Below are 21,170 nucleotides of genomic sequence, written 5' to 3'. Positions count from 1 at the left end.
GCAATTGATTGAGGTGTTTAAATTAAAAAATGGCAGACCCGAAAAAATATTTAATTGATGGGCCGATTGGCAAAATCGAAATAACGGTTGATTGGCCGCCAGAGACCGGCGCACAGAATCCTCCGGCGCGTGGCGTAGCGTTGATTGCGCATCCGCATCCCTTACTCGGGGGGACGATGGATAATAAGGTCGCCCATACCTTAGCGCGCACCCTCATGCAACTGGGCTACGTTGCGGTTCGTTCAAATTTTCGTGGGGTGGGGCGCACCGAAGGCGAGCATGATCATGGTCACGGCGAGCAAGATGATTTGTTGGCGGTGCTTGAGCATATTCGCGCACAGCCACTTTGCGCCGATGGGCCACTTGTATTAGCGGGGTTTTCGTTTGGCACTTTTGTATTGTCGCATCTTGCGCAACGTTTGACGCAAAATAATATCCAGGTGCAGCGGCTAGTTTTGGTTGGCACCGCCGCCGGCCGTTGGGCTGTGGCCCCAGTGCCAGAAGATACGATCGTGATTCATGGGGAGCAAGATGAGACGATTCCGCTAACCGCGGTTTTCGATTGGGCGCGTCCGCAGGAATTGCCGGTAACCATTATTCCAGGCGCTGACCATTTCTTTCATCGCAAGCTTCATCTACTTAAACGAATTATTGTCGAGAGCTGGCGCGTATAGTAAAGTGCCATAGCTAGCATCCAGTGCCCCTTCTCCGTCGCCTTTCTCAGTTTTATTTTTTTATGCAAACTATGCGATTTCCGATTTTGTCCTCTTACTTCATTTCATCCTTATTAGGCGCTTGGCTAGCTTTAACGTCTATTTTAGCGCAGGCGCAAGTGCCGCCTCCTACCGTGTTAGCGCGCTCATGGATCTTAATGGATGTAACGAGTAATCAAGTGCTTGCTGCGGGCAATCCAGATGAACGCGTTGAGCCGGCTTCGTTAACCAAATTGATGACGGCTTACCTGGTGTTCGAGGCGCTTAAAGCCAAAAAGATTGATATGGCGCAAACTATCGTTCCTAGTGAGGCAGTGCGGCGCGCTAAGCCGGATGAATCGCGCATGTTTATTCAAGCGCATAAACCGGTTACGATTTCTGATTTATTGCATGGGATGGTGGTGCAATCAGGTAATGATGCGGCCATCGCGCTGGCTGAGTTAATCGGTGGCAATGAAGCTAATTTTGTGAACCTAATGAACCAGGCGGCCCAGCGCTTAGGAATGAAACACACGCACTATGCAGATGTGAATGGTTTGCCTGATCCACAACACTATACTTCAGCACGCGATGTCGCCTTGTTATCGGCGCATTTGATACAAGATTTTCCAGAGTATTATCCGCTTTTTGAGCTTAAAGAATATACCTACAATAAGATTCGACAATTTAACCGGAATCGATTGTTATGGCTTGATTCCACTGTCGATGGCTTGAAAACAGGCCATACTACAGCGGCGGGTTTTTGCTTGGCGGCATCAGCGAAACGTCCATTGCCGCAAGCGTCAGACGTGAACCGCCGCTTAGTAACGGTGATGATGGGGGAACGCAAAGAGCATGACCGCGTGCAAGATAGCCTGAAAATGCTTAATTACGGTTATCAGGCTTATGATATGGTCAAGCTTTACGCAGGGGCGCAGCCCGTCGATACGCCGCGGCTTTTTAAGGGCGTCTCTAATACGCTTAAAGTGGGCGTAAAGTCGGATAAATTCATCACCGTGCCGCGCGGCGTTGGAGAAAAGATTAAGCCTATAGTGCAATTAGATGCGCCTTTGCTGGCTCCGATTAAAGACGGGCAAGCTGTTGGCGTGGTGAAGGTTATGGCGAATGACCAAGAAATCGCGGTCTTTCCACTGGTTGCACTTGAAGAGGTTAAAGAAGCGGGCTTGCTGGGTCGACTGTGGGATACGGCTTTACTCTGGTTGTCAAAAATGTGGCGGAAGTGGGTATGACATTGCACTCTATCAAAGATTCAACAGTTTATCTAAATGGTGAATGGTTGCCTCTATCTGAGGCGCGCATTTCAGTCTTAGATCGGGGGTTTATCTTTGGCGATGGCGTCTATGAAGTCATTCCAGTTTATCGCATCTCTGAACGAGGGGTGAATGTCTGGCGGCCGTTTCGGATCGAGCATCATTTGGCGCGACTTGCCCGCAGCCTCGCTAAAATTCGCATTAATGATCCATTTAATGAGGTTGGCTGGCGCGCTCTTATCGAAAAAGCCATTACCCTTCATGCTCAACAGCACGCGGATGATGCAAATTGCCTGATTTATATTCAGGTAACTCGTGGCGTTGCCGCCCGAGCCCAGGTATTTCCGGCGCACAGTACGCCAACCGTAATGGTGATGGCCAATTCGTTTACCCCGCCTAGTGCGCTTAAGCGTGAGCAAGGGGTAGCCGCCGTTACCGCGTTGGATGAGCGTTGGCTGCATTGTGATATTAAATCCATCTCATTATTAGGCAATGTGTTGATGGCCCAGTATGCGGCTGAACGCGATGCACTCGAAACAATCCAGTTACGTAATGGAGAGCTGACGGAGGGTTCCTCATCTAATATTTGGGTAGTAAAAGCCGGTCGACTTTATGCTCCGCCGGCTAATCACCTGATTTTAGAAGGCATTCGTTATCGCTTGTTTGAGGAACTGGCGGCAGAAGCCGGCATTACATTTGAAGCGCGCCCGATTCCTGAGGCCGAGTTGCGTTCAGCCGATGAGATTTTGATGAGTTCAGCTAGCAAAGAAATTTTGCCGATTACTCGGCTAGATGATCGTCCCGTTGGCGCTGGCCGGCCTGGGCCTGTTTTTGCGGCGCTTTATGCCGGTTATCAGCGCGCGAAAGAGAAACAGCTTGCTGCATACGAAAGCGCAAACAAGCTGGATGGCAAACATTGAGCGGCGCAACAATGACTTTCTTGGCCTTAATCAAAGGGTGCATGCATGGACTCGGCTAACGCATCATTGATCGATTTTCCGTGCGCTTTCCCAATTAAAGTATTAGGTAAAACCCAGCCCGGTTTTGCTGAAGCGATACAGCGATTGCTTAAAGAATTTGATGCTAATTTTGATGGCGCATCGATTGAAATGCGTCCTTCACGCAATGGCAACTACATTGGCCTGACGTGTACTGTGCATGCACGTAATCGTCCTCATTTGGACGAGATATATCGCGCGTTGAGTTCGCACCCGATGGTATCGGTGGTTCTCTAGTTTGTGCAGGCCAAATGCGGGGCCGAATAAATGCTGACAAATATCGATGCTTTAAAAATGCATGTGCAATGGCGCGGCGTTGAACCTTACCAAGCCAGCTTTGCTGCAATGCGTGCTTTTACGGATGCACGAACGCTCAATACGCCGGATGAGCTTTGGCTAGTCGAGCATCCGCCCGTTTATACTTTAGGGCAAGCCGGCAAACCTAGCCATTTATTGTCGCCTAATACAAGCATTGAGCTGGTGCAGGTTGATCGTGGTGGGCAAATTACTTATCACGGCCCGGGTCAAGTGGTCGCTTATCTGTTGTGCGATTTGCGCCGCCGTCAGTTAATGGTGCGCGAACTCGTTAACTATATTGAGCAAGCGGCGATTGATACGCTGGCAGCGTATAATATCGTCGGTGAGCGTAAATCTGGGGCGCCAGGGATTTACTATGCGGGATCCGCAGAGCAGGAAACGGCTGATTTATTGCATGGCGCAAAAATTGCCGCACTAGGACTCAAAATCCGCCGCGGCTGTAGCTACCATGGCGTGAGTTTAAACGTAAAGATGGATTTACAGCCATTTCATGACATTAACCCTTGCGGTTATGCAGGTTTAAAAATTGTCGATATGGCTACGTTGGGCGTTGTCGCCGACTGGTGCGAAGTTGCTCAGACGCTTGCTACCCAGTTAACTAAACATATTACTATGCACACGCTCGGCCTGGCAAAAAACCAACCTGCCGCTTGTGTTGCTGAATAGGATAGTCGTATGACCGCAGAAACACCGGTAAGCCAATTTGCCGCTTCGTCCACGATAGAAGGTGTGCAACCCCTCTATGATCCTACTGTTAAGCAGAAATCTCAAGCTAAGACAGCGCGCATTCCAATTAAGATCGTACCTGCTGAAAAATTAAAAAAACCAGACTGGATTCGTGTCAAAGCAGCCACTGGCAGCTCAAACTCACGTTTCTACGAGATTAAGCAAATTTTGCGCGAGCACAAGTTACATACCGTTTGCGAAGAGGCAAGCTGTCCCAATATTGGCGAATGCTTTGGCAAAGGCACGGCGACCTTTATGATTATGGGAGATAAATGCACCAGGCGCTGCCCATTTTGTGATGTGGGCCACGGTCGCCCAGATCCGCTTGATCCACACGAGCCAGAAAATCTGGCTAAGACGATTGCGGCTTTAAAACTTAAATACGTGGTAATTACAAGCGTTGATCGTGACGATTTGCGTGATGGGGGCGCAGCCCATTTTGTTGCCTGTATTGAGCGGGTACGGGCGCTTTCTCCGCAAACGCGCATCGAAATTCTGACGCCAGATTTCCGCGGCCGGCTTGATCGCGCGCTTTCCATTTTAAATGCGGCGCCGCCCGATGTGATGAATCACAACCTTGAAACTGTACCGCGTTTATATAAAGAGGCGCGGCCTGGCTCAGATTATCAGCACTCGCTGAATTTGCTAAAAGAATTCAAAGCTGTGCATCCCAATACCCCTACTAAATCTGGGCTGATGGTTGGGCTGGGGGAGCGTGAAGAAGAGATCTTGCAGGTTATGCGGGATTTGCGTGCGCATAATGTAGATATGCTCACGCTTGGCCAATATTTACAACCTTCAGAACATCATTTGCCGGTACGCGATTATATTCATCCAGATACCTTTAAGATGTATGAAGAAGAGGCCTACAAAATGGGTTTCACTCATGCGGCAGTGGGGGCGATGGTGCGTTCGAGCTACCATGCGGATGAGCAAGCGCATAGTGCTGGGGTGGTGGGTTGATGGCTACATCTTTCAAATCGGGTATTTGTCTGATCGGATCGTAGCCCTACAGCTAAATGGTCTAAAGCCATAGCCTCATTTAAACTATCGCCGGGCCGATAATCCCACGCTGAGCAGGCAAAAGCACAATGCGGGAGCGATAGTTTAGCGATCCAATACAAAGCCAAAAGATCACTCACTTTTTAGGTAAATTTTTGCTTTGTTGAAAATTCTCGACCAAAAATGACGAGGATTTTTTTCTGGCAATTCATTGGTCTGTTCTTCTTTGGCGGCGCGATCATTTGCTACTTGCAGAAGGGCCTTTGGGCCGGAGTAAATCGCCTGGGTAATTGGGATGGCCTAAGCATAAAGAATCATCTAAACCAAAGGCTTTGACGACAGCTAAAGCTTCGATGCACCAGAAACCGAAATAGCCCCCTTCCAGGGTATGATATTTATACCAATAAGGCCGAGCATACATAGCGGTTATCTCTGACATCCCATTTTTAGGAGGACGGTTTAACTCAGGGTACCATTTGGTGATAAAGCTTTTTAATTTTTCCGCTTGCTTGTCTTTTGGTGCATTAATTGCATCTAGCAAGCGCTGATAAGGCTTTGGATGACATAACTTGCTCCTATTTTTCGTGATGGTTCTCGGCTTGCAATAATACGATCTAGCAACTCATCTTCACCTTCATTGCCAATCAGTATTATCAACCGCTACTGCGTATTTCAGTCCATCGTGACGAGAGTGTTTCATTCCGGGGGCTGGCGTTTCTAACCCTTTTCCGGCGGTCAGATACGATGGTATGTTGATTTCCCTTGCCAGTCCCGGTCCTTGCTGTCTTGCTGAACTGCCATGACACGCTGCAAATTGCTTTTGGCTGGAGCGATGCTCACTTGAATCGATTTCACATCTATGGGTAAGACTATGGCATCTACCACGATGGCGGCATCAGCTTTTCAACCGATGCCGATCAGGTTCGGCTATGCGAGTTCAAATTCCGTATCAATGAGCGCTTTCTCTACAAGTATGTTTTTAGAGACGGCTGGCAACATGAGGTGCGCATTGAAGCACGTCTGGCGCAAGATGAAAAGCGTACTTACCCATACTGCATTGGCGGCAAGCGGCGAGCACTGCCAGAAGAGTGTGGTGGCCCTTTAGCTTTCATAGTGCGCCGGGATACACTCTCGTTGTATGTGGCAGATTTACTTGAGGTTATCCAGGACGATTGGGCGGCTGGCGACTTCGGAGCCGTTCGGGATCGCAGCGAGGATCTCGAGGCATTACAGGAGTGGTTGGGGTTGGATGAATTTGACCGGCGTGCGCTCAACCGCCGGCTCAGGCAGTATACGGCCCATGATGAAGCCTGGAGGTGTTAATAGACAGGAGTTGGCGATGAAAGTACGAATCCAAGTGGTCATTGAAAGTGAAAACGGCTAGCCGGAGAAAGTCGAAGAAATTGCCCGACTAGAGCGTGGTGCACTGCGGCAAGAGGAGCTGGGTCTAACGCTGGCGGAGGCAAAAGCGTTGCTGCACAGTATGCAGCAGGCTATGGTCAGCGAACAGATCGCGCAAGACCTCAAGTCATTTGAAATCTGTCCGGACCGTGGGATGCGCCGGGCGCGAAAAGGACAGCATGACCTCATTTATCGGACACTGTTCGGCAAATTCAACCTCAACAGTCCTCGTTTTTACGATTGCCGATGCCAACATCATCGTGGCCGTCCTAGCGAGTCCCCCGGCAGCGCTGCTGAGCACGCACTGTGCTCCAGAACGGCTGTATCTGCAGACCAAGTTTGCTTCGTTGATGTCTTATGGGCTAAGCATGGAGTTGTTGATGGGGATCTTGCCGCTCTCGGGGAATATCAACCGTACGTCTATGCAACGCCATCAGCAATGCGTTGCTGAACGTATGGAGAGTGAGTTGGGCGAGGAGCAATGCCAGTTTATAGAAAGGTGTCCTCGAGATTGGGCAAAGCAACCGCCACCGGGACCACCCTTGACGGTCGGCCTGGATGGCTGTTATGTGCGTGCGTCTGACCAGCGCTCGAAAAACGAAGGGTGGTTTGAAGCCCTGACCGGCAAAAGTATTCTGCCTGACGGCAGCGATAAAGTGTTTGCATTCGTCAACCAGTACGATACCAAGCTCAAACGGCGGCTGTACGAGGTGCTGAAATCGCAGGGTCTACAAATGAATCAGCAGATCGTGCTTCTATCGGATGGAGGGGATGCCGTGCGTGATCTACAGTACTATCTCAGTCCGGAGTCCGAGCACTTGCTTGACTGGTTTCACATCACTATGCGCTTGACGGTGATGAGGCAGATGGTTAAGGGAATGACAACAGAACTGAAGCCCGACAAATATCCGGAAACACAGAGCTTGTTAGCGGATTTGAGCCAACGCCTGCAAAGTCTCAAATATGCCCCAATAATAGGTCATTTATGCGTTTTTCAATCGTCCCTTGATCTAGCATATGCGAGTATGAAGTCTTTTTTTTAAGACCCATGATGTTGTTTTTGTACCACTCAACGTCTACGAACATATTATTGTTGGCACTAGCCAGCTCAACATTGGGGTTGGTCATAAAAAAACCATTATAGACGCTTGCTAGATGTTCCATTGATTCGTGGAAGGCAGGACACTGTGTAAGATATAAGTTGTATGGATCCTTTGGTTCTTCCCAACCGTACAGTTTATTAGCCTCATAGCAGCCTTGACTATTTACTTTACCGATAAGCCCCAGTGTTTCCAATGCAAAGCCACAGAATTGACAAGGAGGCTTCTGTATCGTTATGGAACATATATGCTTTTTCAATTCTCTTAGGGAAACGCCTGTGCCAACCATAAATGCCTGTAAGGCTCTCATTTCAGCGTGGCCGGAATTCTTGTACCATCCGAGGGCTACACATAGACTCTCGTCTGCCCAACCGATAACAAGCGCATCGCAAGCTATTTGTGGATCTGTTGTTCCTCCTTGACCGTCTTTCCTTGCTTCACTGGCGTATTTCATCAAGTCGAATAGCCATGGACTAGACAATTGATATATATCGTTACGATACTTCTGGAAATCGAGCAATTTTTCTATATTTCCCGTTATATTGTCCATCGGTGGCGCTTTTTCCCGGAGGCTTCGCCTGGGATCTAGATTTAGATTTCCATCTCCGAAGGACTCTATCGACATACTTACCTTAGGCCAAACTGCAAATTGCCGAAAGTCGAAAGCGACTATTTCCCTCCCATTATTAACCTCATTGGCCAATTCCCACCACTCCTCCGTTTGTCTCCACGTCTCTTGCTCCACATACCCCACAAACCCCCACTCGTTTTTTTCGAAGACAAGCGGAATCCCGTTAACATCAATCTCGAATGCATCAGACATAAAAACAGCTCCTAATGACGCGTTGAGAGTAAATAAAAATATCCGCTTTTTATGACAGCAGATAAATTGGCTTCAGACTACGCCCTACGCCGATTTATCTACGAGGTCACCTAGCGGGCAGGCAAACGACCTTAACCACTTGGCGTTCAGCGCGGGCAGTGATCCCACCCGATACTCGTTTATCTCTGCCTGTACTTCTGGGTCCAGGTCAATTAAACGATCCAGTAAAAACTCATTAAGCCGCTGCATTTTTTGGAATATTCCACTTTGTGCTGATTGCGCCGCCTTTCTTCGCACCCGTAAAGCCGTTCTTATAAAAAGTGCGGCCAATTTGCGCCTATTTCTTTTCCATATTCCAGCCTGTCCATTTTTGTATAAATGGCAAAAACATAATAATCAATATAAAAGAAAATAGCAAAGGATGAATTAGGCTTTGTTAGCCCTTATGCTGAAACTAGCAAGCGGGAATATAGCTAATGCTATAGCAGTTTAGTACAGTGACCCTACCCCAAAATTTCGGTGCATTTAAAAGTAGAAAAAGCGGCCCAATTTTGATATTGATCAGGAGATTGTGCGGTGAAGAAATCGAGATATACGGAAGAGCAAATAGCGTTTGGTCTAAAACAGGCGGAAGTAGGGATATCGGTAGATGAAGTATGCCGAAAGATGGGGATATCTCAAGCGACATTTTATAGCTGGCGCAAAAAATACGGAGGGTTAGGGCCATCGGAATTACGCCGCTTAAAGCAATTAGAAGAGGAGAATAGTAAGCTCAAACGCTTAGTGGCTGACCTATCGCTAGATAAGGCTATGCTACAGGACGTACTCTCAAAAAAGCTTTAAAGCCTTCTTGCCGTAGATCGCTGGTTGAGTATCTAATCAGTCGGTATGGAGCGAGTCAGCGTCAGGCGTGTGCGGTGATGAAGATATCCAGCTCGGTCTATAGATACAGCTCTCAGACCAGGGATGCCGCATCCTTAATGATGCGTATCAAAGATATTACCTTGTCACGAATGCATTACGGTTATCGACGCGTGCATGTGCTACTACGGCGTGAAGGCTGGAAGGACAACCACAAGCGGGTATATCGCCTCTACCAGCAAATGGGATTGTCATTACGACATTATCGCCCGAAGCGGAACAAAGCCGCACGCTTGAGGCAGCCCAAGCAACAGGCAAGCGGTATCAACGAAATCTGGAGCATGGACTTTGTGGCCGATGCGCTGTTTGATGGTCGTCGGCTACGGACCTTACCGATTGTTAATAACTACACGAGCGAATGCCTGGCAATTGATGTGGGGCAGAGTTTGAAGGGAGAAGATGTGGTGCGGGTTCTTGAGCAACTCTGCAGGACCCGTGGGCTGCCAAAGACGATTAAGGTAGACAACGTACTAAATGCAATAGCATAAATAGGTTATCTAAATAAAAAATCGAGGCCTGGCGGCAGTACTATAACGAGGATCGTCCCCACTCTGCACACGGATGGATGACGCCCGCTGAGTTCGCCCGTCAATGCAGGAATGGGCCATCGAAAGAGGACGTCTAAGAGCCGCTTTTTTCTATTTTAGAATGGTACTAATTTTGGGGCAGGGTCAGGAGCCGCATTTTTCTATTTTAGAATGAAACTAATTCTGGGGCAGGGTCAGTATAAGCTATTAGCGCAGGATAAGAAATGGGTGTAGAAACGAGCAACTAAAAGGTCCGATGTTACATTGGCTAGGTGGCGCTCGGAGCGTTGCGGCTATAAGAGCGGTGATAGTTGGCGAGGTAGCGCGCTGGGTCGCTCATGGTTGGGGACCATGGACGTTTTACTGCGCATATTGACCTAATGGCTATTTTTAGTTGCGATTGATGCACGGACTGTTACGGCTTTGCCCGAATCTCCAGAAATTCGCTACAATCCATGCTGTGCAGCTACTAGAGCAGGACAAACAATGCGTGCAGATATAAAGAAATTTCGATTGACTCGATATTGCCAAGCGCTTTTTATCGCCATCTTGCTGGCGAGTTGCGCAACAGCCTCGAACCCAGGTGAGTATGTGAGTCCCACTCTGGCTAACCTCAAACATAGCCCAAACCAACTACAAAAATTGAGTAGCTTGTGTATTTAGCCGTTTTTATCTTGGCTTTTTGACTACCCATCCAGCGCGTGAGGTGTATTTAAGCGGGGGCACAAGCTGCGCGGCTAAAAATGGGCAATTCATTGCGTATGGTTGCCCGTAGTCCGTACTTCTTTACACATTTTCGTTTTTGTAAAAAATAGCTTAGCGCAAATGATAAAAATAGAAATAGCTGGGGAGGATACAGTTGATCAATAAGTAAACTTACCTCGCTTTTGATTTTTTCGTCGAAAGGGTGCCGCCATGAAATCTTCTAAGATAAGCAATTTTGCGCAACCTATAGAGAGACCGAGCAATACTCAAAATACATCAACAACAAGCACTTCACAAAACAGCAGAAAAAATTCTGAAGGAGCTTTATCATTGCCAAAAAGAGTTAACTTAGCTGCGAATAATCAAACGAATATATCTCCAAGAAATGGGCCTCAAACATTTTCTCCAGCGCGCCCTAAGCCTACATGGATGATGTCTCTGGAAGCTCGGCAGGCTGAGCTTCGTCAATTGCACCCTCAATCTCAAGGGGTTGCACCTTTGCAACCTCGGCGAGCAGAGCTTTCACAAGCACCCCCCCCATTTCAAGGAGTTGCACCGCTGAAACCTCGGCGAGCAGAGTCTTCTCAAGCGCATCCTCAATCTCAAGGGGTTGCACCTTTGCAACCTCGGCGCGTAGAGCTTTCACAAGCGCATCCCGCATCTCAGGTAGTTGCACCGCTGAAACCTCGGCGAGTAGAGTCCTCTCCAGCGCATCTTCAATCTCAACCGGCTGCAACTTTTCAACATCAGCCGCTTAGGGAGTCTGATGTTGCTTTCCCAAGCCTCCAACTACCTAAAGAATCAATAGAAGGAGGGCTTTTTTTAACTCGGCCCTTTATCCCTGCAGAAGAGATGGAAAGTAAAACTCAAAACGGAAGAATGCAACCGTTTGCTAGGCAGGATTCAGGATATTTCAGTGTAGATTCTCGGCGGTCTAGTATTTCAGAAAAGTCTGCTCAACCCCGGTCAAGCCTACCCACTTACGTATCCCCTCAATCCAATTTCACTCGAACCGTGGATTCACCAGAAATAAAGCAAAAGGAGCGTTATTCTGTACCTAATCTGCAAAATCAAAATAAAAGGGCAAGCAGTCTTTCATCGCCTGATTTAGCTAATAATCCTACGGAAAAACCTAAAGCCCTGGGGAATAATAATCGGAAAACGGTTAGCCAATATCAAGAATTAATTGGAGAATTTCAAGGGAAAGCGAAGGAATTAAAAGGAAAGGAAAATGTTAAATTTGACCAGGAATTTGAGGGGAGGGTGAGTGAGCACTTAAAAAGTGCAATGGGTAGTTTAAAAGAAGCTATTTCTGGGAATCAAAAGATCAGTTATAAAGAACAGTATGAATTGGGGCTTCAGATTAATACATTGCGGGATTTGGTTTTGCGGAATAAAAAATATTTCAATAATACAGAATTTAACGTCTTCTCAGAGGCAAAGCAAGTCGGGAAGTTATCGCTAGAAAAAATGCAGAGAGAGCAAGGAACCTGGGTGCAGAATTAAATTAAATAATTTTTTAATGGCATAAGAAAATGCATGCTCTATTTATGTAGATATTAATTGTGCGATTTACACACATTATTTATTCGTTGGTAGAAACAGCTAAGGCCAATGGTCTGGAGTATTACATATGTTTGTTGTTGCGTCTTGCGTGACTTGCCAGCGGTGCCGTCCGTTGAGGGTGTCGAGATGTGCAAGGTCTAAGTTCAATGAATGAGAGCTTGCTAAAGCAAAGAAGCGCATCTGATGAGCCTGTTTCAAAGAAACGGCGTATAGAATAAAGCGATTCATTGAGCGATGGTTGTTGCAATAACTCAGCCACTTATCGAGATTGTTTTGTAGCTCTTCGATGGAAGAAGAGAATGGGTTGCGCTATTTTCATTTTAGTTTTTTTCCTGTAAATCCAGCGCGCGTGTATAAAGCGCCGCGCGTGAAGTGTGCGTAAGCGCGGCTGCAAGCCGTGCTGCGGCGCTAACCGGCATATGCGTCAATAGCAGTTGCAAGAGCTCATCATGTTGGCTCGCGCTGCTTTGCTGAGCGGGGTTTGCCCCTTCCACTACAAGTACAAATTCTCCCCGCTGCCGGTTGGGATCTGCCTGTAGCCATATTAGCCCTTCGGCTAGGGTGGCGCAGTGCACATTTTCGTGTAACTTTGTTAATTCGCGCGCGATGAGTAATTGCCGTTGGCTGCCCAATATAGTTGAAAGCGCACTCACTGTCTCCAATACACGGTGCGGTGCTTCGTAAAATACCATTGCGTGAGGATGAAGCGCGAGTGCCTGGAGTTGCACTGCGCGTTGCTTAAATTTAGTCGGGAGAAAGCCAATAAAAGTGAAGCCCCCTTGCGTATTGGCAACCTCGTGGCTGAACCCTTCGCCAGCCACACTAAGGGCTGCTGCGAGCGCATTGCAGCCAGGAATAGGTATCGTAGCGAAGCCGGCAGCGCGCACCGCATCGACAATTTTTGCGCCTGGGTCGCTGATGCCAGGAGTACCTGCATCTGATATATAAGCAATTCGTTCGCCGGCTTGCAGATGCGTCACAATGCGCGCAGCGGCTTCGTGCTCATTGTGTTGATGTGCGGCTAGCAGGGGTTTGGCGATGCCGTAGCGGGCCAGTAATTGCGCGCTGTTCCGAGTGTCTTCAGCCGCGACTCGATCGACCTGTGTGAGCACATGGAGCGCGCGTAATGTGATGTCAGCGGCGTTGCCAATCGGGGTGGCAACGACATATAACGCTGAGGCCGGGTAGGTCTGATGTTGAGCGAGTGAGAGTAAATCAACCAATGCATGTCCTCAGTATTCATTTAAATCTTGGGGCAAGAGCCATTGTGCCATGCAACGATCGATAGATTATGCATAAAATTGCTGAACAACCTAGATTGAAAGGTGCAAAAAAGCTTGGCGCTGAGTTTGAAACGCGCGCATTAGAATATTTGCAGCAGCGCGGCATGACGCTGATCGCGCGCAATGTGGCTTATCATAGAGGTGAAATAGACCTGATTATGCGCGACGCAAAAAACACGCTGATATTTGTCGAGGTGCGTGCGCGCGCCAGTATGCGGTTTGGCGGCGCTGCGGCGAGTATTGGCAAAACTAAAAGAACGCGTTTAATCTTAGCGGCACGCTGCTACCTTGCCGCCTGGCGCGGAAGATTGCCGGTATGTCGTTTTGATGCGGTAATATTTGATGGTGAGCAGATAAGTTGGCTGATGAATATATTTGGCGTTGATGATGATTAGAGTTAAGGTTAAGGCCTTCGATGTTGGTTTGTGCTATAAGTAAATGAAAATGATTGGAGATCGGGCGCCAAGTTTATAAGCAAATACGATAGAATCGGCCGTAACGTTTTAACTATGGCTGATTGCAAACGGAAAATTCAATGTTGATTGAAAGAATTAAGCAGCACTTTCGAGATAGCGCGTCAACTAAGCTTGCTGCCCTTGAAGAGCTTGCCACTCCAATTGCTGCTGCTGTCGATACAGTCTTTGCGGCGCTCGCTAATGGCGGTAAAGTACTGATTTGTGGAAATGGCGGTTCTGCTGCAGATGCGCAGCATTTTGCGGCTGAGTTAGTCGGTCGCTTTGAACAAGAGCGGCCCGCTTTGCCGGCAATTGCACTTACCACCGATTCGTCTATTTTAACGGCGATTGGCAATGATTATAGTTTTGCAAAAATCTTCGCCAGACAAGTATCTGGGTTGGGGCGACCGGGCGATATATTGATTGCGATTTCTACTTCTGGTAATTCAGAAAATATATTAACTGCGATTGAAAGCGCACATGAGCAAGACATGCTGGTGATTGCGTTAACGGGTAAAGGCGGTGGCCGCATAAAAGAGGTCTTGTTTGATACCGATTTACATCTCTGTGCGCCAAGCGAGCGCACCGCACGGATCCAAGAAGTTCATTCGTTGGCAATTCATTGCTTATGCGATGGCATTGATGCAATGTTGCTCGGCGATAAGTAATTGCATTTTTATGATGTTAATCAAAGGAGTTGGACATGATTGCAACGCAGATCGGTAAAACAGTTGGCCGCACCATACTAGCTTTGAGTTTACTTTCTTCATTACAGGGATGTCCTTTATTAGTGGCAGGAGCTGCCGGTGGCGGCGCGTTAGTGGCCTCAGATCGTCGTACCTTAGGCGCGCAGACAGAGGATCGCGAGATTCAAGTTAAAGCCGTAGCGCAGCTTAAGCGCGAGCTACCCAATGAAGCGCATATTAGCGTTACCGCATTTAACCGGCGTGTATTGTTGACTGGCGAAGCGCCCAATGCGAGCGCCAAATTAAAAGCCGAAACGATTGTGCGCGCGATCGGCAATGTACAAGAAGTTGTCAATGAGCTAGCGGTTCAAGGCGCAAGCTCCTTTGCCTCGCGCTCAAATGATTCGTACTTGACCGCCAAAATCAAAGCCTCTCATGTGAATGCACCGGATATTTCCGCTACTTTTATCAAAGTGGTGACTGAGCGCGGGATCGTATATTTGATGGGCCTAGTGACCAACAGCGAAGGTAAGCGCGCGGCTGAGCTGGCAGGTCGTGTGCCGGGTGTGCTGCAAGTGGTGAAAGTGTTCCAATATATTTCTGACGCGGAAGCTAAAAAACTATCGCTTGGCGCGCCACCACAGCCTGGTCATGCGCCTACCAGCGAAGTGAATAAAACCTTGCCTACGTCTTCGCAGCAAAAGTAGCCCAGGCTTATTTAAAACGTAAATGTTGGTTGTCAATTTAAATAAAATTCCATGTCAAGTCATACGCACAGTGGCGATGGTGTTGAGCGTCGCCACCTGTGCGGTGAGCAGCCATGCTGTATATGCAAGCGATGCAACGCAGGCGCAGTTATTAGTTCGGCGTAATGCATGCATGGGTTGCCATACAACGGACCAAAAAAGAATCGGGCCCTCTTATCTAGCCGTGGCGGCTAGATACAAAGATCAGCCTGAGGCATTAACGAAATTAGTTGAAAAAATTAAAAAAGGTGGTGCGGGGGTGTGGGGCGCGATTCCCATGCCATCTCATCCGCGCTTGAGCGAAACGGATGCGCAAACGATCGTTGCTTGGGTATTGGCGGGGGCGCCGCCAAAATGAGCAAACGAGAGGAAAAGTTGAGGTAGAATGGCAAGCGCCTTGTCTCGATGTGCGCTATGCAATGCGTCACTCTGCTGAAAAACTGCCGCAGTCTACTCATTTTTGTGCATGGCGCCGAGCAGGTGAGCCATGATTTACATCGTATTATTATCGAAAGCACCCGCTAAATGAGCACAAAAAAATCTTTGACAGAAGCTGAAATCCTGAAGATGGGCGAAAAGGATTACATGAGTGAAGCGCAGCTCGAGTTTTTTAAACGTCGTCTCGAGCAATTGCAAGAGGAGCTTTTGCATAACGCTGGACAAACTACGGAGCATTTGCGTGAGACAGTGGTTGTGCCTGATCCGGCTGATCGCGCCACCATCGAAGAGGAGCATGCATTAGAGTTGCGTACCCGAGATCGAGAAAGGAAGTTACTCAAAAAAATTCAACAATCGCTTAAGCGCATTGAAGCGGGCGAATATGGTTGGTGTGAAGAAACGGGCGAACCTATCGGCCTTGCGCGCTTACTTGCTCGACCTACCGCCACTTTGTCGCTTGAAGCGCAAGAGCGCCGCGAGCTGCGTCAAAAACTTTTTGGTGATTAATTAAATTAGCGCCCGCCGCATCTCGCTTCTAAATCCAATCGTTGAGTGGCAATACAGATAGCGTATTAAAAAGTGTTTTGTGTTGCTCTTGATAATTGGCATGATGCCCTAAAATACAAGCATTCACGCTTGAGATAATGCCTGCCTGGCCCCATCGTTGCCGTTGGGGTTTCGGCTATGAGCTACAAGCGGCTGGAGGTGTAGCGTTTTCAGAGGGAATGTATATGGAACAATATCACGGCACCACAATCGTTTCGGTGCGGCGCGGCAAGCAAGTGGCCGTCGGCGGAGATGGGCAAGTCACGTTGGGCAATGTGGTTATGAAAGGCAGCGCCAGAAAAATTCGGCGCATTTATAACAATAAAGTATTGGTCGGTTTTGCTGGCGGCACAGCGGATGCATTTTCGTTGCTGGATCGTTTTGAGGGTAAGCTTGAGAAATACCAGGGCAATTTAATGCGCGCTGCCGTTGAACTTGCTAAAGATTGGCGTACCGATCGCATGTTGCGCCGTTTGGAGGCGATGATGATCGCGGCCGATACTGAAACGACGCTCATTTTAACCGGCAATGGTGACGTACTAGACCCTGAAAATGGCATTTGCGCAATTGGTTCAGGCGGAACCTATGCGCAGGCGGCGGCTCGCGCACTGGCGCAAAATACTGAGCTAGCGCCACGTGACATTGTTGAAAAATCGCTCGGCATTGCCGGCGATCTATGCATTTATACTAACCACAATCTTATTATCGAGACCCTCGATTGAGCATTTTGATATGAGCAATATGACCCCTGCCGAAATTGTCTCGGAACTGAAAAAACATATTATTGGCCAGGAAAAAGCTAAGCGCGCGGTAGCCGTTGCCTTACGCAACCGCTGGCGTAGGCGGCAGGTGGCTGAGCCATTGCGCCAGGAAATTACCCCCAAAAATATTCTGATGATTGGCCCAACTGGTGTGGGCAAGACAGAAATTGCTAGACGTCTAGCAAAGTTAGCGGAGGCGCCTTTTATCAAGGTTGAAGTCACTAAGTTTACCGAAGTGGGGTATGTCGGCCGCGATGTGGATAGTATCGTGCGTGATCTAATCGAAATTGCGGTTAAGCAAACGCGTGAATCTGAAATGCATAAGGTGCGTACCAAAGCAGAGGATTTTGCTGAGGAGCGAATTCTTGACATTTTATTGCCGACCCCTCGTACGCCGTCTGTAAACGTATCGCATGAAACTGCGGCTGAGCCAGAAAATCCAGAAACGGACATTAAAGTTAAGAGCGATAAGGAAGAAAATGCAACGCGCCAAACCTTTCGTAAGCGTTTGCGTGAAGGCAAACTCAATGATAAAGAGATTGATCTAGATTTAGAGTCGTCAGCCGCCACGATGGATATTATGGGTCCGGCTGGGATGGAGGAAATGACTGAGCAAATCCGCAGTATGCTCTCAAGCATGGGAAGCGGGCGCAAGACGCGCCGCAAAGTCAGCATTAAAGAAGCGATGAAGCTTTTGACCGATGAAGAAGCGGCAAAAATGCTGAATGACGATGACATTAAATCCCAAGCAGTGCAAAGCGTTGAGCAAAACGGTATTGTCTTTCTGGATGAAATTGACAAAATCGCTTCACGCAGCGAAGCGAGTGGAGCTGAAGTGTCGCGCCAAGGCGTACAGCGTGATTTATTGCCACTGGTTGAAGGCACGACGGTTGGTACCAAATATGGGATGGTTAAAACGGACCATATTTTGTTTATCGCATGCGGGGCTTTCCATCTCTCTAAACCCAGCGATTTAATTCCTGAGTTACAGGGGCGTTTTCCAATTCGGGTTGAGCTCGACTCGCTGTCGGTTGAGGATTTCGAAGCTATTTTGAATGGCACTGATGCAAGTCTAGTGAAACAATATCAAGCGCTTTTAGAGACGGATGGAGTAAAGCTAAATTTTGTTAAAGATGGCATTCGTCGCTTGGCGGAAATTGCTTTCTCAGTGAATGAAAAGACCGAAAATATTGGCGCACGCCGCCTATATACGGTAATTGAAAAATTACTAGAAGAAGTGGCCTTTGTCGCCGGCAGTCAAGGCGAGCAGCACGTTAAAATTGATGCGGCTTATGTGGATGCGGCGCTAAACGACGTCGCTAAAAATGAAGATTTGTCACGCTATATTCTGTAAGCGTATCGATTGAAACTTGTGCACATTACAACCTCTACTGCTCAGTGACTACTGCTATGTCCCCAAAATTGGACCTATCCTTAATCTCGAATGAATTAAAGACCCATATTCTTGCAGAAGCGTTGCCCCATATCCAACGCTATCACGGTAAAACCGTGGTGGTTAAGTATGGGGGGAACGCGATGACTGAACAACGGCTAAAGCAAGGTTTTGCACGCGATGCTGTATTGCTCAAATTGTTAGGCATTAATTTAGTCTTAGTTCACGGTGGCGGGCCGCAAATCGATCGAGCTTTGCAAAAAATTGGCAAGCAAAGAGTTTTTGTGCAAGGTATTCGGGTGACCGATGCGGAAACCATGAGTGTCGTCGAATGGGTGTTGGCCGGCGAAATTCAACAAGAAATTGTCTCATTAATTAACCATTATGGTGGCCAAGCAGTGGGCTTGACCGGCAAAGATGGGGGGCTCATTCGAGCGCGCCAGATGTTAGCGCCAGATCAAGAGCGCGTGGGCGAATTCCTAGATGTAGGGCACGTGGGTGAAGTCGAAGTAATTAATCCTGCCGTGATTAAGGCTTTACTAAGCGGCGCTTTTATTCCAGTGATCTCGCCGATTGGCTTTGATGATGACGGCGCATCTTATAATTTAAATGCAGATTGGGTCGCTAGTAGACTGGCAACGATCTTGAACGCTGAAAAATTATTGATCATGACAAATATCGCTGGCGTGATGGATAAACAAGGCGAGTTGTTGACGGATTTAAGTGCGAGTCAAATCGATGCGCTTTTCGCTGACGGCGCAATCTCCGGCGGCATGTTGCCCAAAATTAGAGCAGCGCTTGATGCTGCTAAAAGCGGTATACCTGCGGTGCATATTATGGATGGTCGCATCGAACATTCGCTGCTGCTCGAGATTCTGACTGAGCAATCGCTTGGCACGGTGATTCGTTCGCATTGAGTTGCTTAAAACAATCGGCAGCTTAAGCGCTGCGGGTTTTTCTAAACTTCTTTTACTATTAGGTGGCCTATCTCGCCCAATATGGAATCATCAATTGGCATTGTCACTGCGAAAAAAATGCATTTTTCTGCGCCGCTTTTGTTGCAAAGCGGGCAGTCGCTGGCTGACTATGACTTGATGGTTGAAACCTATGGGGTATTGAATGCACAACGTTCAAATGCAGTCCTGATTTGTCATGCATTGAATGCTTCCCATCACGTTGCTGGTCACTATTTGCATGAGCCGCAGAGCCTAGGCTGGTGGGACAATATGGTTGGACCGGGCAAGCCGCTGGATACTCAGCGCTTTTTCATTATTGGCATTAATAATCTCGGCTCGTGTTTTGGTTCAACTGGACCTATGAGTTTAGATCCGGCGACGGGCCGCCCATATGGCGCGCGTTTTCCCGTTGTGACGGTTGAAGATTGGGTGAATGCTCAAGCGCGCGTTGCTGATGCGCTGGGGATTGAGCGTTTTGCCGCGGTCATGGGCGGCAGCCTGGGCGGGATGCAGGCTTTAGCTTGGAGCATCACGTATCCAGAGCGTGTTGCGCATTGTCTGGCGATTGCCTCTACCCCCAAATTATCTGCGCAGAATATTGCGTTTAATGAAGTTGCTCGTTCGGCTATTTTGTCCGATCCAGACTTCCATGGGGGCGATTATTACACCCATGGCGTAAAGCCGCGCATAGGGCTGCGCTTGGCCCGCATGATCGGTCATATTACGTATTTATCCGATGAAGATATGGCGGCTAAATTTGGGCGGGCGCGCTTTAGCCAGAAAAAAAATACATACAATTTTAATTTCGATATTGAATTTGAAGTCGAATCCTACCTGCGCCATCAAGGCGGTAAATTCGCTGAATATTTTGATGCGAATACTTACCTCTTAGCAACCCGCGCGCTAGATTATTTTGATCCGGCGCAGGCTTATGCCGGTGACCTATCTGCTGCATTGGCTAACACCCGTGCAAACTATCTGGTGGTATCGTTTACCACGGATTGGCGTTTTCCGCCTGCCCGTTCCCAAGAGTTAGTCAAAGCCTTACTTGAGCATAAGCGCGCGGTGACTTATGCAGAAATTAATGCGCCGCATGGACACGATGCATTTTTGCTGACGGATGACCGTTATCATAATCTGGTGCGGGCGTACTATGCGCGTATCGCTCAGGAGTGTGCATGACACTTTTGAGGCCACAGATTGATCCGCAAATTTTTAGCGCGTTGACGCCGCGAGATGACTTTCGCGCGATTGCGCGCTGGGTCGAACCGCGTTCAAGCGTGCTGGATTTAGGTTGCGGAGATGGTTCATTGCTCGCTTTATTAGGCAATGAACTAGAAGTGCGTGGCTTTGGCATTGAAATTGATGAAAAAGGCGTGTTGGCTTGCGTGCAAAAGGGCGTCAATGTAATTCAGCAAGACCTTGAAAGAGGGTTGCGTTTATTTGAAGATCAAAGCTTTGATTACGCAATCTTGTCACAAACCTTACAGACTATTCATCGCACCACCGCAATTCTATCGGAGACCGTGCGGGTTGCGCGCGAATGCATTATTTCATTCCCGAATTTTGGTTATTGGCGGCATCGCCTGGCGGTTATGCAGGGATATATGCCGGTGTCCGAGTCGCTACCCTATCAATGGCACAATACCCCTAATGTTCGAGTCTTAACGATCCATGACTTTGATGCTCATGCGCATGCTGCGGGCATTCAAATTATTGACCGTGTGATCCTGCACAAAGGGCGGGTGATAGATTGGGGCCAAAATTGGCGTGGTAGTCTTGCAGTTTATCGTGTTAAACGCTATAGATAAATAGCGGTTTGTCTAGTAGGCAAAAAGCGCCGTCATTAACTGAAA

General features: G+C 48.2%; 22 protein-coding genes and 2 pseudogenes. 20 read left to right on the top strand and 4 right to left on the bottom strand.

Going from position 1 to position 21,170, the window contains the following annotated elements:
• Nucleotides 1–29 precede the first annotated feature (29 nt).
• The 6 genes from MCB1EB_RS11750 (at nucleotide 30) to lipA (ending at nucleotide 4,968) form a co-directional block, all read left to right on the top strand.
• Nucleotides 30–674, top strand: a complete 645-nt coding sequence (locus MCB1EB_RS11750) for an alpha/beta hydrolase (RefSeq protein ID WP_045364029.1) — start codon at nucleotides 30–32, stop codon at nucleotides 672–674.
• 62 nt (nucleotides 675–736) lie between these two features.
• A complete protein-coding gene (locus MCB1EB_RS11745) occupies nucleotides 737–1,942 on the top strand; it encodes a D-alanyl-D-alanine carboxypeptidase family protein (RefSeq protein WP_045364032.1) in 1,206 nt (401 codons plus the stop codon).
• A complete protein-coding gene (locus MCB1EB_RS11740; protein WP_045364034.1) occupies nucleotides 1,939–2,883 on the top strand; it encodes a D-amino acid aminotransferase in 945 nt (314 codons plus the stop codon). Before MCB1EB_RS11745 ends, MCB1EB_RS11740 begins: the two co-directional genes overlap by 4 nt.
• Before the next feature lie 45 nt (nucleotides 2,884–2,928).
• Nucleotides 2,929–3,198, top strand: coding sequence for a DUF493 family protein (locus MCB1EB_RS11735; protein WP_045364037.1), 270 nt, complete (start codon nucleotides 2,929–2,931; stop codon nucleotides 3,196–3,198).
• Nucleotides 3,199–3,228: 30 nt separating this feature from the next.
• On the top strand, nucleotides 3,229–3,945 hold the full coding sequence (gene lipB / locus MCB1EB_RS11730; RefSeq protein ID WP_045364039.1) for a lipoyl(octanoyl) transferase LipB: 717 nt from the start codon (nucleotides 3,229–3,231) through the stop codon (nucleotides 3,943–3,945).
• A gap of 9 nt (nucleotides 3,946–3,954) precedes the next feature.
• A complete protein-coding gene (gene lipA / locus MCB1EB_RS11725) occupies nucleotides 3,955–4,968 on the top strand; it encodes a lipoyl synthase (protein ID WP_045364041.1) in 1,014 nt (337 codons plus the stop codon).
• Between the two features lie 277 nt (nucleotides 4,969–5,245).
• Here the strand turns inward: lipA and MCB1EB_RS11720 are convergent, their stop codons facing one another.
• A complete protein-coding gene (locus tag MCB1EB_RS11720; protein WP_052393902.1) occupies nucleotides 5,246–5,548 on the bottom strand; it encodes a PoNe immunity protein domain-containing protein in 303 nt (100 codons plus the stop codon).
• A 335-nt stretch (nucleotides 5,549–5,883) separates the two neighbouring features.
• On the opposite strand from MCB1EB_RS11720, the gene MCB1EB_RS11715 reads away from it, so the two are divergent.
• Nucleotides 5,884–6,330 carry an IS1096 element passenger TnpR family protein gene (locus MCB1EB_RS11715; RefSeq protein WP_081953534.1) on the top strand — a complete coding sequence of 149 codons (447 nt, stop codon included), beginning with the start codon at nucleotides 5,884–5,886 and terminating at the stop codon, nucleotides 6,328–6,330.
• Between the two features lie 16 nt (nucleotides 6,331–6,346).
• A pseudogene (locus MCB1EB_RS11710) lies at nucleotides 6,347–7,373 on the top strand (ISKra4 family transposase); the annotation flags it as partial.
• Here the strand turns inward: MCB1EB_RS11710 and MCB1EB_RS11705 are convergent.
• A complete protein-coding gene (locus MCB1EB_RS11705) occupies nucleotides 7,366–8,331 on the bottom strand; it encodes a hypothetical protein (RefSeq protein ID WP_052393909.1) in 966 nt (321 codons plus the stop codon). The pseudogene MCB1EB_RS11710 and the gene MCB1EB_RS11705 sit on opposite strands and share 8 nt — an antisense overlap.
• Nucleotides 8,332–8,907: 576 nt before the next feature.
• On the opposite strand from MCB1EB_RS11705, the pseudogene MCB1EB_RS11700 reads away from it, so the two are divergent.
• Nucleotides 8,908–9,877, top strand: a pseudogene (locus tag MCB1EB_RS11700) (IS3 family transposase).
• A gap of 1,028 nt (nucleotides 9,878–10,905) precedes the next feature.
• Here the strand turns inward: MCB1EB_RS11700 and MCB1EB_RS11920 are convergent.
• The gene (locus tag MCB1EB_RS11920; RefSeq protein WP_045364044.1) at nucleotides 10,906–11,220 is read right to left on the bottom strand and encodes a hypothetical protein; all 315 of its coding nucleotides are present in this window, start codon (nucleotides 11,218–11,220) and stop codon (nucleotides 10,906–10,908) included.
• A 278-nt stretch (nucleotides 11,221–11,498) separates the two neighbouring features.
• Here MCB1EB_RS11920 and MCB1EB_RS11915 point away from each other — a divergent pair, with 278 nt between their 5' ends.
• Nucleotides 11,499–11,990: a hypothetical protein gene (locus MCB1EB_RS11915; protein ID WP_045364047.1), complete on the top strand. Its 492-nt coding sequence runs from the start codon at nucleotides 11,499–11,501 to the stop codon at nucleotides 11,988–11,990.
• A 380-nt stretch (nucleotides 11,991–12,370) separates the two neighbouring features.
• Here MCB1EB_RS11915 and rsmI read toward each other — a convergent pair whose 3' ends face one another.
• Nucleotides 12,371–13,273, bottom strand: coding sequence for a 16S rRNA (cytidine(1402)-2'-O)-methyltransferase (rsmI, locus tag MCB1EB_RS11690; protein ID WP_045364049.1), 903 nt, complete (start codon nucleotides 13,271–13,273; stop codon nucleotides 12,371–12,373).
• Between the two features lie 68 nt (nucleotides 13,274–13,341).
• Here rsmI and MCB1EB_RS11685 point away from each other — a divergent pair, with 68 nt between their 5' ends.
• The 10 genes from MCB1EB_RS11685 (at nucleotide 13,342) to metW (ending at nucleotide 21,125) form a co-directional block, all read left to right on the top strand.
• On the top strand, nucleotides 13,342–13,728 hold the full coding sequence (locus MCB1EB_RS11685) for a YraN family protein (protein WP_045364052.1): 387 nt from the start codon (nucleotides 13,342–13,344) through the stop codon (nucleotides 13,726–13,728).
• Nucleotides 13,729–13,868: 140 nt separating this feature from the next.
• Nucleotides 13,869–14,456 (top strand): phosphoheptose isomerase, encoded by a 588-nt coding sequence (locus MCB1EB_RS11680; protein ID WP_026921683.1) that lies wholly within the window; start codon nucleotides 13,869–13,871, stop codon nucleotides 14,454–14,456.
• A gap of 35 nt (nucleotides 14,457–14,491) precedes the next feature.
• Nucleotides 14,492–15,181, top strand: coding sequence for a BON domain-containing protein (locus tag MCB1EB_RS11675; RefSeq protein ID WP_052393911.1), 690 nt, complete (start codon nucleotides 14,492–14,494; stop codon nucleotides 15,179–15,181).
• Nucleotides 15,182–15,203: 22 nt separating this feature from the next.
• Nucleotides 15,204–15,578 (top strand): c-type cytochrome, encoded by a 375-nt coding sequence (locus tag MCB1EB_RS11670; protein WP_232034117.1) that lies wholly within the window; start codon nucleotides 15,204–15,206, stop codon nucleotides 15,576–15,578.
• Between the two features lie 167 nt (nucleotides 15,579–15,745).
• On the top strand, nucleotides 15,746–16,165 hold the full coding sequence (gene dksA / locus MCB1EB_RS11665; protein WP_026921681.1) for an RNA polymerase-binding protein DksA: 420 nt from the start codon (nucleotides 15,746–15,748) through the stop codon (nucleotides 16,163–16,165).
• A 224-nt stretch (nucleotides 16,166–16,389) separates the two neighbouring features.
• The gene (gene hslV / locus MCB1EB_RS11660) at nucleotides 16,390–16,926 is read left to right on the top strand and encodes an ATP-dependent protease subunit HslV (RefSeq protein ID WP_026921680.1); all 537 of its coding nucleotides are present in this window, start codon (nucleotides 16,390–16,392) and stop codon (nucleotides 16,924–16,926) included.
• A 10-nt stretch (nucleotides 16,927–16,936) separates the two neighbouring features.
• Nucleotides 16,937–18,319, top strand: a complete 1,383-nt coding sequence (hslU, locus tag MCB1EB_RS11655; protein WP_045364055.1) for an ATP-dependent protease ATPase subunit HslU — start codon at nucleotides 16,937–16,939, stop codon at nucleotides 18,317–18,319.
• A gap of 56 nt (nucleotides 18,320–18,375) precedes the next feature.
• Nucleotides 18,376–19,275 carry an acetylglutamate kinase gene (argB, locus tag MCB1EB_RS11650; protein WP_045364058.1) on the top strand — a complete coding sequence of 300 codons (900 nt, stop codon included), beginning with the start codon at nucleotides 18,376–18,378 and terminating at the stop codon, nucleotides 19,273–19,275.
• 81 nt (nucleotides 19,276–19,356) lie between these two features.
• The gene (metX, locus tag MCB1EB_RS11645) at nucleotides 19,357–20,496 is read left to right on the top strand and encodes a homoserine O-succinyltransferase MetX (RefSeq protein ID WP_045364061.1); all 1,140 of its coding nucleotides are present in this window, start codon (nucleotides 19,357–19,359) and stop codon (nucleotides 20,494–20,496) included.
• A complete protein-coding gene (gene metW, locus MCB1EB_RS11640) occupies nucleotides 20,493–21,125 on the top strand; it encodes a methionine biosynthesis protein MetW (protein ID WP_045364064.1) in 633 nt (210 codons plus the stop codon). The genes metX and metW overlap by 4 nt, the downstream gene beginning before the upstream one ends.
• Nucleotides 21,126–21,170: the final 45 nt, after the last annotated feature.

Origin of the sequence: Mycoavidus cysteinexigens, from assembly GCF_003966915.1 — a bacterium.
GTDB lineage: Bacteria > Pseudomonadota > Gammaproteobacteria > Burkholderiales > Burkholderiaceae > Mycoavidus > Mycoavidus cysteinexigens.
The sequence above is the reverse complement of the archived record's forward strand: the minus strand, read 5'-3'. Positions and strand labels throughout refer to the sequence as shown.

Excerpts from the sequence above, each read along its gene's own strand:
- lipB (WP_045364039.1), top strand. The coding sequence starts at position 3,229 with ATGCTGACAAATATCGATGCTTTAAAAATGCATGTGCAATGGCGCGGC.
- lipA (WP_045364041.1), top strand. The coding sequence starts at position 3,955 with ATGACCGCAGAAACACCGGTAAGCCAATTTGCCGCTTCGTCCACGATA.
- metW (WP_045364064.1), top strand. The coding sequence starts at position 20,493 with ATGACACTTTTGAGGCCACAGATTGATCCGCAAATTTTTAGCGCGTTG.
- dksA (WP_026921681.1), top strand. The coding sequence starts at position 15,746 with ATGAGCACAAAAAAATCTTTGACAGAAGCTGAAATCCTGAAGATGGGC.
- argB (WP_045364058.1), top strand. The coding sequence starts at position 18,376 with ATGTCCCCAAAATTGGACCTATCCTTAATCTCGAATGAATTAAAGACC.
- MCB1EB_RS11670 (WP_232034117.1), top strand. The coding sequence starts at position 15,204 with ATGTTGGTTGTCAATTTAAATAAAATTCCATGTCAAGTCATACGCACA.
- MCB1EB_RS11705 (WP_052393909.1), bottom strand. The coding sequence starts at position 8,331 with ATGTCTGATGCATTCGAGATTGATGTTAACGGGATTCCGCTTGTCTTC.
- MCB1EB_RS11685 (WP_045364052.1), top strand. The coding sequence starts at position 13,342 with ATGCATAAAATTGCTGAACAACCTAGATTGAAAGGTGCAAAAAAGCTT.
- hslV (WP_026921680.1), top strand. The coding sequence starts at position 16,390 with ATGGAACAATATCACGGCACCACAATCGTTTCGGTGCGGCGCGGCAAG.
- MCB1EB_RS11735 (WP_045364037.1), top strand. The coding sequence starts at position 2,929 with ATGGACTCGGCTAACGCATCATTGATCGATTTTCCGTGCGCTTTCCCA.
- MCB1EB_RS11740 (WP_045364034.1), top strand. The coding sequence starts at position 1,939 with ATGACATTGCACTCTATCAAAGATTCAACAGTTTATCTAAATGGTGAA.
- metX (WP_045364061.1), top strand. The coding sequence starts at position 19,357 with ATGGAATCATCAATTGGCATTGTCACTGCGAAAAAAATGCATTTTTCT.
- MCB1EB_RS11675 (WP_052393911.1), top strand. The coding sequence starts at position 14,492 with ATGATTGCAACGCAGATCGGTAAAACAGTTGGCCGCACCATACTAGCT.
- MCB1EB_RS11745 (WP_045364032.1), top strand. The coding sequence starts at position 737 with ATGCAAACTATGCGATTTCCGATTTTGTCCTCTTACTTCATTTCATCC.
- MCB1EB_RS11750 (WP_045364029.1), top strand. The coding sequence starts at position 30 with ATGGCAGACCCGAAAAAATATTTAATTGATGGGCCGATTGGCAAAATC.
- hslU (WP_045364055.1), top strand. The coding sequence starts at position 16,937 with ATGAGCAATATGACCCCTGCCGAAATTGTCTCGGAACTGAAAAAACAT.
- MCB1EB_RS11680 (WP_026921683.1), top strand. The coding sequence starts at position 13,869 with ATGTTGATTGAAAGAATTAAGCAGCACTTTCGAGATAGCGCGTCAACT.